Consider the following 13,438-nt stretch of genomic DNA (forward strand, 5'->3'; position numbering starts at 1 on the left):
TGTCACGCATGGTGTAGCTGAAGACGTCGCTCAGCGTGTTGGTCGACTGCCGCAGCGCCTGCACCGCGGTGTTGGTCTCGTTGATCGTATAGCTATAGGCACCCGACGCATCGAGCACGAGGCTGCCATAGGTGCCGGCAAGCGCCGTGCCGAGCGTGCCTGTCGTCGCCCCGAAGACGATCGTCGTCACCGTCCTGGTGTCGCCGGCATCCGGATCGGTGTCGTTGGTCAAAACGTTGCCGCTCGCAACCGCGCCGCCCGAACCATTGGCAACACCGCCCTTCTCGGTCGCATCGCCGGTATCGGCGACAGCTGTCGGCGTCGTGTTGCCCGGAATCGTGGTGGAGATGTTGAAGGTCTCGCTGATGGAAAGGCCGGCAAGGTCCGTTGCCGTCACCTTGATGCCTGACGTGCCGGTTGCGGTGGGCGTACCGCTGAAGGTCTGCGTCGTGGCATTGAAACTCAGCCAGGTGGGAAGCGCCGTGCCATCGGCAGATGTTGCCACGTAGGCAAGCGTGTCGCCGGTGTCGACATCGGTGAAGGTGCCGGCCGGCAGCCCGAACGAAAAGGCGGTGTTGACCGTGGCGTTCTGGGTGGTGGTCTGGGCCGCAAGAACTGGCGCGTCGTTGGCGCCGTGGATGGTAATGGTCAGCGACGCCGTGGCGGTGGCACCGGCAGTGTCACGCATGGTGTAGCTGAAGGCGTCGCTCACCGTGTTGGTCGACAGCCGCAGCGCCTGCACCGCGCTATTGTTCTCGTTGATCGTATAGCTATAAGCGCCCGACGCATTGATAAGCAGGCTGCCATAGGTGCCGGCAAGCGCCGTGCCGAGCGTGCCTGTCGTCGTGCCGAAGACGATCGCCGTCACTGTCTTGGTGTCGCCGGTATCCGGATCGGTGTCGTTGGTCAAAACGTTGCCGCTCGCAACCACGCCGCCCGAACCATTGGCAACACCGCCCTTCTCGGTCGCATCGCCGGCATCGGCAACCGCGGCCGGCGGAGCATTGTTTGCCGTCCCCGGGTTGAATAGGACATCAACCCAGTAGTTCTCACTGTTAAAGGTGTTGTTTGGAAAAACGCTGGCCGAATTGTAGGCGTAGACACCGGCATTCGACGGCGCTGTGAGTGGTCCGTTTGTTACTTGGGACGCGAAATAGTTTCCCGTTGCCGCATAATGTCCGTAGTTGGTGTGATAGGACACCACATATGTGGTGCCGGCAACGATCGCGACGGGATTGGAGAAGCTGGCAGCCTGCCAGCCAACCCCTGACTCGTTGGTAAAGGTGACCGTCGCCAGCCTGGTTCCTGTACTCGACCAAAGCGACCCCGTGTGTGGTCCGATGTTCAAGTCGCTCTTGTAATACCGCACGCCGGTTACAGTGCCGGCCGCTGAAGATTGGAACTTCATTCCAACTTCGATAGGACTGGCATCGCCGTCCGGCACGGCGGGCGGTATCGCTGAAGCGGAAAAGAAGTTGTTGCCGGTTACAGTCACAGTTCTGCCACTGCCGGGAATTTCCAGATTGAGGCTGTCGTCCACCGCCCTGGTCTTGATAGTGAACGTACCGGCTCTCGGAGCGACCCAGCTATATGTCCAGGTCTCATCTCCCGCGGCCCGGTGCCACGTTGTGCCGCCATCGGTCGAGACTTCGACCGCCGCGATGACACCCCCGACGTCGGAAGCGGTTCCGCTAATGGTGACGGCGTTGCCTACCTTAAGGGGGGTCCCGTCATTCGGCCCGCTGATCAATGATACCGGCTTTGTGGTATCCGTTGACTGTGGTTCCGCGACAAGTCCCGCCTCCAGCGTCCCAGGCTGGATGCCCATGTCAGCCAGCAGATTCACCATCGCCTGCTTCACACGCGGGTCCACCGGGGTGGCCTCTAGATCATGGTTCTCATCAAGCCCCCATGCCCAGTAGACCGTGCCGGCGCCGAACACCAATGCTCCACTCGGCGCCCGGTAAAGCGTTAGGTTGTGAGTCGCGGTTGCCGTACCGGTCGTCGTGCCGTAGTCCAACAGGTATTCGCTTACCGGCAAGGTCGTCGACGACAACTCGATAAGCCCAGCAGGACGAAATCCATTGTCAGGCGACTCATCCCATTCATATCCAAGATAGTTCTGCTGAAGGGTTGCCGTCTGGCCCGGCTGGAGGTTTGCCACGCTGGTATCGCGCCAGAAGCGCAGATTGGCGTCATCATACGGGATGGCAATGGCATCACTTCGGTAGGAGTCGACCTGGAACATGGTGCCAGTCAGTGCGTTTTCGGGCCGTCCTCCCCCAACCGCGGTCGGCGAGACAAAACGCGGATCCCGGAAGGTTCCGGTCCATTGATTATCCGGATCAATCGGGCCTGCCCTTGTCTCCTTGTAGCTGACCAGAGTGCGATACGGTTGGGCACCGGCACTGATGCTGGGAGCGAAGCGAGTCTCCCAGTAGACCTCGTTGCCGCTCCAAAAGGAGAGGTTCACTCCGGCATCCCGCGCTGCCTCGACGTTAGCGCGCTGTTGTCCCGACCAATACTCGTCATGGCCGACGCTCAGGAACATCTTGTGATTCTGGATCAGACTGCCGAGGCGATCGGAGTCCAATCCAGCCATGTACGAAACGTCGTAGCCGTTCTTCTCGAGCCACCGAATAGCGGGGTACTCGACACCGAAAATATAATCCTGCGGTCCACCTGCAAGGCCGCCGCCCCGTGTGGTGATCGGGCGATTGTAGCTCACAGCGTATGCCCGACCCGGGGCTGAGTCTGCCCCTGGTCCATTGCCTTGGTACAGATTGGCCCCACCCCAGGGGTTGTAGGCCTGCCACGTCTCATCCGAGGTTTGAAAGATAACATCGCTGTGACCGCTGTCGTCGCGTACGATGAACGGGATTTGATTTTCACCGAAGGTGCCATCCTGCCGCACAAGCTTGGCGAAGTAGATCCCCGACGTTGCGTCGGCCGGAATCGCCCAAGACGCCGACACTGACCAGTTGCCGGCGTCCACCAGACCGGTAGCGTTATCGCGCAACGGAGTGGGCTGGGTCTGCACGCCTGTATGCTGGATAGTGGCGACCTTGCGCGCTCCCATGCCGCCGTAATAGCCGAGGCGATAGATGTCGATACGATAGTTGTTGGAGTTCGTATTGATTTTGAAGCTGACCGTCTGGCCGCGATCAACACTGATGTCGGTGGCAAAACCTTCGATGTTCGAGCTCCCGGCCCCGGTGATGCCCCATTCACTCTCAGGATTGCCTTGCTTCTGGTTTTCGGCCACGATCGCGTTGCTGACCGCCGCGGCTGCCGCAAGACTTTGGGTTGCTGCACTCTCATTGCCCCCCAGATCGGCTACCGGTAGGGCAAAAAGCATGACGCTCTTGGAGGTGGCGCCTCCGGCCCCGGGCTCTCCGCCACTCGATAAAGATCCGCTCGTGACCGTTGAACCGGTCAAACGTGCGATTCCACGAGAACCTGACAATCGGGACAGGTCATCAAGCTTGTCGGTGCCCGAGGCGCCATTCGGCAGATCAAGCGCCTGGAATGAACGAGATCCATGCGCGCTCAGATGGGCCAACGGACTTGTCTCTGGCGTGACGAACCTGCCTGAAGCGGCCTGCCCACCCGCCAATATGGCCGGGGACTGCCCGGACATTTTTCCAAGCATGCTCTGGCTGGCATGCAGCGACCATCCTGTCGTCCCGAACGATTGTCCATCCCAACGGCTCGAGAAATGATCCCACACCCCGGCGACGGAGCGAGGCGCGGCAACATTACCGCCCCAAAGTCCATTTCCATTGCTGTTTGCCAACGATGGCAGTGCCAAGTCGCTGCTCACCTGACCATGCGCGTCGCAGACCGCCGCAAGGTTCTGATGATCCTTTCCATACACCGCGGCGACTTCGACAGGGCGGTCGGCCACAACACCATAACTCGCGCCCTCGGCCACTTGTGCAGCGAGTGCCAGTTGGGAGTAGCTTTCTTCCCTGTGGGCAGCGTTGCGGGGCTTTGATTTTCGGGTGGCGGCCAGCCACTTAGGGACCCAGGAATCGATCAGTTTTGAGCCGGAGGCCCATCTGCGAGCTTTGCGATCCATGTCTGCTCCCTCGCAAAATTACCAAGATCAAATCAATGAGCATCGTTCATTATAGAGGATTGCCAAGTATAGTCGAAAACCAATGAAACACACTGTACGCCTTTCGATCTAAATCGGCGGATACTCGCGAGTGGATCACGATCCTTTTGCTTTGCCACACTATAGCTAGCCGAATCGGGGGTAATGGGCTTCCGCACTCGACATGCGGCCGGACCTCAGGCAAGATGCGTACCTTGCCTGCATGTAGCATCTGCATTCGCAATACAGTCCCCTGAAATCGCGTTCATAGCTCTTCTGCCATAATCTAACGATGAAGCGGAGTTCATGACGATGGCTGCATCTACGTCTTCGCAAGGCGGCACCGTTGCCGACCAGCTTCTCGACTACCTGGTTCTTGAACGGGCGACGCTGATGTTCGGCGTTCCCGGCGCCGGCATTGCGCACCTGCTGGAACGGATCAGGCAACGACCGGAATTCACCTACGTCGTGTGCCGGCATGAATCCGCGGCTGCCTACATGGCTGACGGCTATTTCAGGGCGACCGGCAAGCCCGGCGTGGTGCTGGTAACCAGCGGCCCCGGAGCCACCAACGCGCTCACCGGCACGACGAACGCCAATTTTGGCGGTTCCGCCGTCATGACACTGACTGGCGAGGTGCAACAAAACTTCCTTGGCCGGGGCTATCTCCAGGAGGGCACCGATTGCGGTCTGAATATCCGTGACATCTACGCTGCGGGAACGCGCTACAGCGCCGATATCGCAGCGTCGGCCGGCGCGCCAATCGTTATCGAACAGGCCCTGCGCGACATGCTGTCAATCCCCCGGCGCGCGGTTCGTCTCGGCATTTCAGATAGCGTAGCGTCTGCAAAAATAGATGACGAAGACCCTTTTCAGATTGTAGCGCCGCGACCTCCTGCCCTTGCCTCCACCTATCGCTCGCTGCCAGTGAGCGCGCCGGCAGACGGCGTTCGGCGGGTGCTTGGGGTAATGTCGACCGCCAAACGACCTCTTATCCTGGTTGGCAACGGCTGCCGTGAAGCGGTTCGGGACCCAGGCACTGCCGATGCGCTTCGGTGCTTGGCGGAGTGGTGGCAGGTTCCGGTCATGACCACGTCGGACGGCAAGGGCGTCTTTCCCGAATCCCACGACCTGTCGTTCCGCTCCTACGGGTTTGCCGGATGCGAATGGCCGCAATATTGGATGATCGGCAAGGACGGTTCTGTCGCCCATGATGCCCTGCTCGTCATCGGTTCGTCCCTCGGCGAGCTTGCAACCTACCGGTGGAACCCAATGCTCGTGCCGAATGGCCCATTCATCCAGGTCGATATCGATCAGTCGATGATTGGACGAGGCTTCCCAGTTACCGACGGGGTTGTCGCTGAGGCTGGTGCCTTCATCCTGGCTCTCTGGGATCAGGCGCCGACCTGGCCGGCCACCCCCGCGCTGGTTGCAGCACGAAAGGCCGAGATCTCCGGGATCAAGGCCAGCAACTCGCCTTTTTCGTCGCCTGAAAGCTACAACGCGGAAGAGGCGCCGCTCCAGCCGGCCGCCCTGTGCCGGACGCTTAACGAGTTGCTGCCAGACGATGCTTTCATTTTCATCGATTGCGGCAATTGTGTCGGCTGGGGACTGCATTCCCTGATCGTTGACCGAAAGCAGGAATTCCATAGCGCCCTGGCGATGGGCCCCATGGGCTTTGGCGTCTGCGGTGTAATTGGCGCCAGGCTGGGACGGCCCGATCGCCTTTCCATCGCCCTGGTTGGAGATGGAGCCTTCCTGATGCAGCTCGGCGAGCTCTCCACTGCCGCTGCCCATAAGGTGGGCGCCATCTGGGTCGTCTTGAAGGATGATGATCTGAACATGGTGGCCCAGGGAATGGAAATGATGTTTCCGAGCGACGGCGGCTTCAGCGAGGCCTACAGCCTGGGATCGGCGGACCTCGTAAAGGTGGCGGAAGGGCTCGGCGCCGATGCGGTCGATGTCGTCAGGCCCGGCGACCTTCGGGATGCTTGGCAGACGATTATCGATGCAGCAAACAGCGGTCGGCCACAGGTGATCGTCGCGCATATCGACCCCAAAGCCGCTCCTCCATACTGGAGCGCGCCCTACTGGCAAAAGATGGTCGACTGAGGGAGGAAAAAACATGGTTGCATTGCCGGATATCGACGTTGCGATCGTAGGTGGCGGGGTGGGCGGCATCTATACCGGATGGCGGATGCTGACATCACGCCTGTCGGGTTCCGGCCTTGCCGGCTGGGAGGCTGCGCGCGGAAAACTGAAGGTCTCCCTCTTCGAAGGGAGTGACCGCATCGGCGGGAGGCTGCTCTCTGCCCGTTCACCGCATATGCCCGATACGACAGCCGAGGTCGGAGGCATGCGCTATGTCGCGCCGGCGCAGACACTCGTCACCGGCCTGGTAGAGTGCGTCCTGAAACTGCCCTACCACACCCAGGTTGTCGATCTCCCCGGCAATATTGCCTTCCTGCGCGGCAGGGTTCTACGCACCAGCGACCTCGGCAATGCGGCAGCTCTCCCCTACTGGCTCGATCCAGCGGAGGCGGCATGGATGGCGGCCACAGGAGGAAGTCCGGCGTCGCTGATCGGGCGCGCTCTGACACGCCTGATGCCTGACCTGATGATCCATCTCAATGCCGGGACACTGCGCCAGTATCTGGATACCGTTGAGATCGACGGATTGCCACTATGGCAGCACGGCCTTTGGAATATTCTGGCCAAGCACCTCAGTGCGGACGGATATGCAGCCGCCCGAGCGACGGTCGGATATGACTGCCTCGGCGGAAACACCAACGCGCTTGACCTCACCTCCGAGTACTTCGATTTCACGCCGGGCGTCAGCTACCGTATGGTCAACGGCGGCTACGAGACGGTGCCATGGGAACTCCAGCGCCGTTACCAGGCGGCCGGTGGTGAGATCCAGTTCAACCACTGGCTTGCTGGTTTTAGTGGAACCACGCTCGAGGATGGCTCCGAGGGCATCGCGCTTCGTTTCCAGGACGCTACGACAAAGACGGCGCGCGCCATCGTGCTCGCCATGCCGCGCCGCTCCATCGAACTGCTGGATCCGGTAGGCGAGGTCCTCGGCCCGGCAAATGTCCAGTTTCGGCAGGACCTCGCCTCCGTTTCTCCGATCCCTTTGTTCAAGTGCTTTTTGCTCTATCCGAACTGCTGGTGGCAGGATTCAGGGGTCAGCTCCGGCCGTTCTCTCACCGACATGCCCATCCGACAATGCTACTATTGGCCCGCGGGGAACGAAGGCGCGACCATTCCCAAGCGTGACGCACCTGGCCTCGTCATGGTGTACGATGATCTCCTGAACGTGAGTTTCTGGGAGGGACTGGACAAGCGAGCGGAAGTCCACAAGGCCGGCCTGCCGCTGCACCTCAGAAGCCACGGCCACCATTGGCCGATGTTCGAGCCAAGCAAACCCGAAATGATGGCGGAATCACCTGATGATCCATTCGCCAAACGGCTCACCGACAACTGGAATCAGCATCCCGCCACCCGACAGATGGTGAACGAACTCCATCGCGAACTCATGCAAATGCACGGCAAGGACAGCGCGCCTTATCCCATCGATGCCGCCTATATGGACTGGTCGCGCGACCCCTTCGGCGGCGGCGTCCATCTTTGGAACGTCAATGTCCAGTCGGACGTCATGCTCACGCGTATGACCCAGCCCGTCGAAAATTTCCCGTGCTACATCTGCGGAGAGGCGTATTCGACCAATCAGACGTGGGCAGAGGGAGCCCTGCAGACGGCTGAGATCGTCCTGCAGCAACGGCTTGGTTTGCCGAAAGGCGAGTGGCAGGATGGTTAAGAGCGATCTGGGGATTATCGGGCTCGGCTACCAGCTGCCAACAGGGGTGCGGCTTAACGACGATCCTATCTTCGACGCACTGAAGAGGAACAACGCGCAAAAGGATATCCTGGCGCTGTTTCAAGGCTTCGAGCGTCGTCACGTCCTCGGACCCGACGAAACGCTGGTCTCGATCATGGTGGCTGCCGCGAAGAAGGCGATGATCGACGCGGGTGTTACGTCCGATGACATCGACCTTTTAATCGGCTGCGCATCGGTCAGCCGCTTTATCGTGCCGAGCGATCTCGGTGACTTGCATAAAGGTCTTGGTCTCCCGCAGCGGGCCATGCCACTGCCGCTCGGCAACGATTTTTCCAACTTCACGCAATCGCTCGTCATTGCCGATGCCCTGCTGAAGGCCGGTCGGGTCCGGCGGGTCCTCGTCGTCGCAGGCTGCGACTGGACGCGAGTTGTCGACTATAACGCGGGGCCGTCGGTCAGCGCGGGAGACGGTGCAGCGGCAGCCGTGCTTGGTGTTGCAACGGCCGGTATACGCTGGGTCGTCCGCGACCAGCAGGCTCTTGTCAAATCCGATCTCTACGGTGCGATGTTTGTTGCCGGTAATCCCATAAAGACCGACGGGCAGCCGCAAGACCAGCAATATAGCGGTCCATATTTCCATATGACAGCGGACGGCTTCCAAGCCTTCAAGTCTTTTGGTGTTCAGACCGCTTCGATGGCGGCACAACAGTTATTGCAGCGCCAGGGGCTTTCCGGCAGCGATATCACTCTCATCGGCCATCAAGCGTCGACGTTGCTTTTAGACGCCTGGTCCAGCGCACTGAAAACCGGGCCGGCACTTACCACCATCAAAGATTTTGGGAACATGACCGTGGCAAGCATCGCCGTGACGCTGGCTGCTCGCGAAGAGGACATAACAACGCCATACGCCCTGCTCCTCGCCCTCGGCCTCGATCTGCATGCACACGCCGTTCTTTTGCAGCGGGTGGTCTGAATCACCCACAATAACACAATAGCTGGGCTCAGCGCGCTTGCGTGCGGCCAGACACTTTTGCGCATTCGACGCCGTAGTTCTGGTCATCGTCTCGAGCGGTCAGATATCAAGCTGAGCCGAATTCGTCGGCGAGGCGTGCGCGCCTCCCTTCGGCGCCCCATGCCCGGTAAGCAGCCAGCGCCTCGGGAAGCGCGGTGGGGATTTCGCCGGCCCCCTTCTGTAGCCGGGTCAGGCATTCCAGGGCGAAGGCATGGTCCTCGAGGTGGCCCGTTTGGGCCGTGCGTTCCACCGCCGCGCGAAAGAGCCGTTCCGCTGCCCCTGTGTGACCTGCGCCGGCTTCGAGGAGACCCTCAAGAAGATCTGCCTTCGGGCCGAGCCAGGCCTCATTCAAACCTTCCCAATTGCGCATCTGGTCCGCGCAGTCCCACCCCTCGGCACGCAGAGCCTTAGCATCCTCAGGGGTGCCGAAGGCGGCAAGCGCCAGCGCCGCAGCGCCGTGATAGTGGACCAGCATGACTTCCGACGGTTGTCCGGCGAAGAATGGCAACAGAGCGCGTGCCTTTTCTGCCCAGGAGAGCGCATTTTGCCAGTCTCCCCCAACCGCGGCCAACCGGAGTTTGGCGGTGTAATAGCAGGCAACCTGATTGCTGAAGCGCGATTGTAGCATGGAGGAGAACTCCGCCTCCTCGTCTACAGTCGCATCGGAAAGCTGGTCGAACGCGCGGGTCTTGCCCGCCAGCGCGCGGGCTGACTGCAATTCCACGAGGAGCGTGAAGGCGGAATTGCGCACCCGACCCGCGTTTTGTGCGAGAAGCTCGGTACCTGTCGATATCACGACATCGATTGGCCGGCCGGCCGCAACGAGCAGAACGACAACCGTCGTGAGGTTGAAACAGCCGTAGACAATTTCGCCGCTCGCAAGGCCTGCTTCGGCGCCCGCCTGCGCCCGGGAAATTCCGTCCTCCAGATTTCCGACCCAGTGATTGTGGAACCACACATTGATAAAGGCGCAGCGGGCAAAGCTTGCATCTTTGACGGCAGGTTGCAATTGCAGGCTCAGATCGCTCCATGCTGCACCCGTTCGCCGGTCACCGGTCATTGCTGCATGGACGACCGAATACATCGCGTAGACATCAGGCGTGAAATCCGCCTGGCCATGAGCAAGCGTCAATCGCAGGCATCTCGCCCCCAGAAGCGCGAACAATTCCGGCTTTTGACTTTGGTAGGCGTAGGGCGCGATGCTCAACAACAGCGGGACAAGACTTGCGACATGCTCGTCCTCAAGTTTTGGCAGGTCGAGGAGATCCACTGGTCGCCTGTCGCCAAGTAGCGCTGCGATCTGCTCCATCTCATGGCCGATTGCCCTTTGAAGCTCCGAGCCATCGACAGGCACTTGTGAGCCGAGGAGTGCCGCCCCATGGAGGCCGATCGAGAGGGATTGGCGGACGGATCCGAGACCAAACACACGCTCGGCTTCGAGCCTAAGATAGTGAGCCGCCCGAACAGGTTCGCCCGCGGCCTCCAGGTGATGGGCGATGAGCGCGTAGACGCGTGATATGTCGAGGACGCTGTTTTGCTCGTACCAGTCGGCGATGGCCCGATGCAATTGCTTGCGTTGTCCGTAAAGCATCAATTCATAGGCAACATCGCGCATAATGCCATGGCAAAAGCTGTAGCCGTCCAGCTCATCGATGTGCTCCGGCTGCAGCATACCCGCCCGGTGTTGCATCGACAGGTGGCGGTCGACGACAGCCGTTTCGGCGTTCGCCGTCGGGTGAACGGCGGTCACAAGGGCAGTCGGGAAACGCAGGCCGGCGGCGCTTGCGACCTTGAGCGTCACCTGACTTTCGAGATCAAGACGGTCGATCCGGCGCGCCACCGCAGCGTGTATCGAATCCGGCAACGGCAAGCGATCGTCAGCCAGATGATGCGCGATCCGACAGGTCCCATCGACCACCTCGATCAAGCCATCGTCATGGAGTGCGCGCGCGAGTTCAAGACAGAAGAACGGGTGCCCGCGGGCGCGCGCTCGCAGCAAATTCGCGAGTTCAGGTGCGATGCGGTCTGCACCGAGCCGGGTCAATGCCAACCTGTCCTGCTCCTCGTCCGACAGACCGTCCAGCTTCAATCGCAGTGCACCGCCCTCTGACAGGCTTTCGATCCGGGTATCGTCCTCCATCGGCTGCATGGCCATGACAATACAGAGACCGTGCACGGCACGAACAGCCGCTGCCGCCACCGCCCAGCTTTCGTCGTCCAGCCATTGGGCGTCGTCGATCGTTACCAGCAAAGAGCCGGCGGAAGCAAAGCGGCGGAGAAGAGATGCAAGCAAATCGAGCCGAGCCTCCATACGCTGAGGCGCGCTCATCGCTTCAACCTCGGGCGATTCGGAAAGGTCGAGTTGCAATATCGGGTTGAGGAGGGCTGCGCGCGACGCGAGCCCGGGGCCAAGCGCGCTCAAAGCGGCCTCGCGCCGTTGTAACTCCGGCTGCTTGACATCGATCCCGAGCAGTTGGGTGAGTATGTCCCGCCAGCCTCGATAAGGGACACGATGCTCGATCCGGTCCGCGCCACCGGCTAGGGTCGCAGTCCGTTCGATCGCGAGCCGATGATGCAGTTCGGCCAGAAAGCGTGATTTGCCCATCCCGGATTCCGCCTCGACCAGGACGAACCGAGAAATGCCGGAGCGGGTCGCTTCTTCGAATGCCTTCAAGATGCGTTCGAATTCGTTCTCGCGCCCATGCATCACATGGTCGAACCCGGCGCGATCCCGGCGCCTCGGTGTCCATACGGGAACATTGAGATCCAACCCACGCACCTGGCTGTGACCAACCGGGATGAAGGAGATGGCATCTTGCGCCCCGCGGACCGTGGTTTCGTCACACTGGATTGTACCCTGCTGCAACCCCTGGAGCCGGGCAGCGAGATTGACCGCCTCCCCATAGGTGGTCCAGGCCCGGAAGACGTCGTTTCCGATCAGTCCGCAGAATGCCGTCCCGGTCGCTACGCCGATACTGCTCGGCTGGCCTATGCCGCGCAGCGCGTCACGCATGTCGATGGCACATCGCACAGCCCGGACAGGATCATCCGCGTGTGCCACAGGCGGAACCCCGAAAACGATCAGAAGATTTGCGCCGCGCTCATCCACGCGAAGCTGTTGTATGAAACCGTCCTGCTCGGCGACCTTGGGTTCGATTGCAGCAACGACCGACTCCAGCCGGGACAGAATATCGGGCGACGCGTGATCCAGGCGGGAAAGGGCTACGAACACGACGGATATGCGCCTGAGCTCTGCTGTCCAATCAAGAAGCCGGCTGTTAAGGCGGCTCACGACAGGAAGCGGCACGTGACCGGTCAGTCGCTCGCGCGCTTTCGGCGTCATGGGCGGAATGGTCAGTGGAATGAGATCAGGTGGATCGTGCAAGGACGAAAGGACCGTCGCGTCGGGACCGATCGAATGCACGGTAACTCCTTCACCGAGTATTGAACGAGCGGCGGCCGATACCAGCAATTGTCCCGTGGCCCGTGTGGTGCTCGCTGCCTGCAGGTCTGCAAGCCCATTTCCCACTGTAACGTGGAGGCGCAGGCTTCCCGTTCCAATCTCCGCAGTGTGGCACTGTCCGAAGGCGAGCACGGCATGGAGCTCGATCGGCTCCCCAGTGGGCAAGGTCGCTTTCGACGCTGCAAGAATGTGATGGCCGCAGGCAGCCGCGCGAAGAAGTGCCTCCGAAGGTGTCCAGCCCGCGCACGACCAGCCGGCAAGCAGGCCATCGCCCGCAAACATCAGCGGCTCGCCGCCATGAGCCACGATCACATCGATAAGCCCCGCGAAATGCAGTTCCAGGAGGTTTGCCAGATCTTCGATGCCAGCCGGTCCCCGTGCCAGGAAGTTCGCGGTAATCCGGGTGAAGCCGACAACGTCGAGCCACAACAGGGCCATGCGGCGATCGGGCGGCGCGTCGTGCTGTTTCCCGGAGAACCTCAGCGACGGTGGCGCGAAACTCTCGATTAGCCGAGCCTCAAGCAAACTCGCATCCGACATTTGGGACCTCGCGCTTTCGCGGAATACGGAGCGTAGCGCAATTCAGCAAAGCGATCCACGCCTGAGAGCATCCTCGCAGGAGAGTGCTGCAAAACCGGCGGCCCCAGCGGTGGGAGCCAAACGATTGGTAGCCAGTGACGCGCCCCCCGGTGCATGACCAGACAGCGGTGACGCCCTTGCTTAGAAAGGGCGCGTGTCTTCAGCCAGCAACCGTGCGGGCACTGGAACTCGTACCCGATTCCAGGGAATGCGAAGCCCGTGTGTAAAGCTTTCGATATCGTCCGGATGGATGCTCCTCTCAATCATCGTCTTCAAGGGGGAAAGCGAGGACCCTTCAAAATCGTTAAGCGCGAAACCCATGTAGTCTGACATCCGCTTGTTAAAGAAAAGCGGTTCCCCGTACGGTGCAAGTCGCCAAACAAAACAGAATTTGAACGATCAGCCGTGGGCCGCGACCGTCCTTGAACGTGCCAGACGATGATC

At 60.8% G+C, this 13,438-nt stretch carries 5 protein-coding genes; 3 read left to right on the plus strand and 2 right to left on the minus strand.

Going from position 1 to position 13,438, the window contains the following annotated elements; translation table 11 throughout:
- The coding region (locus RGCCGE502_RS30265; RefSeq protein ID WP_016558039.1) for a N,N-dimethylformamidase beta subunit family domain-containing protein at nt 1-4,081 on the minus strand (4,081 nt) is incomplete at its 3' end.
- Between the two features lie 330 nt (nt 4,082-4,411).
- Here RGCCGE502_RS30265 and RGCCGE502_RS30270 point away from each other — a divergent pair.
- Genes RGCCGE502_RS30270 through RGCCGE502_RS30280 form a run of 3 tightly spaced genes read left to right on the plus strand, consistent with a single transcriptional unit; the run spans nt 4,412 to nt 8,913 of the window.
- On the plus strand, nt 4,412-6,211 hold the full coding sequence (locus tag RGCCGE502_RS30270) for a thiamine pyrophosphate-binding protein (protein ID WP_176705741.1): 1,800 nt from the start codon (nt 4,412-4,414) through the stop codon (nt 6,209-6,211).
- A 13-nt stretch (nt 6,212-6,224) separates the two neighbouring features.
- A complete protein-coding gene (locus tag RGCCGE502_RS30275) occupies nt 6,225-7,919 on the plus strand; it encodes a flavin monoamine oxidase family protein (RefSeq protein WP_016558041.1) in 1,695 nt (564 codons plus the stop codon).
- On the plus strand, nt 7,912-8,913 hold the full coding sequence (locus RGCCGE502_RS30280; RefSeq protein WP_016558042.1) for a 3-oxoacyl-ACP synthase III family protein: 1,002 nt from the start codon (nt 7,912-7,914) through the stop codon (nt 8,911-8,913). Before RGCCGE502_RS30275 ends, RGCCGE502_RS30280 begins: the two co-directional genes overlap by 8 nt.
- Before the next feature lie 106 nt (nt 8,914-9,019).
- Here RGCCGE502_RS30280 and RGCCGE502_RS30285 read toward each other — a convergent pair whose 3' ends face one another.
- Nucleotides 9,020-12,955, minus strand: coding sequence for an AAA and adenylate/guanylate cyclase domain-containing protein (locus tag RGCCGE502_RS30285; protein WP_016558043.1), 3,936 nt, complete (start codon nt 12,953-12,955; stop codon nt 9,020-9,022).
- Nucleotides 12,956-13,438 lie beyond the last annotated feature (483 nt).

The sequence above is a fragment of the Rhizobium grahamii CCGE 502 genome, assembly GCF_000298315.2.
Taxonomy (GTDB): domain Bacteria; phylum Pseudomonadota; class Alphaproteobacteria; order Rhizobiales; family Rhizobiaceae; genus Rhizobium; species Rhizobium grahamii.

Coding starts and splice junctions, on each gene's coding strand:
- RGCCGE502_RS30270 (WP_176705741.1), top strand. CDS start 4,412: ATGGCTGCATCTACGTCTTCGCAAGGCGGCACCGTTGCCGACCAGCTT.
- RGCCGE502_RS30275 (WP_016558041.1), top strand. CDS start 6,225: ATGGTTGCATTGCCGGATATCGACGTTGCGATCGTAGGTGGCGGGGTG.
- RGCCGE502_RS30280 (WP_016558042.1), top strand. CDS start 7,912: ATGGTTAAGAGCGATCTGGGGATTATCGGGCTCGGCTACCAGCTGCCA.
- RGCCGE502_RS30285 (WP_016558043.1), bottom strand. CDS start 12,955: ATGTCGGATGCGAGTTTGCTTGAGGCTCGGCTAATCGAGAGTTTCGCG.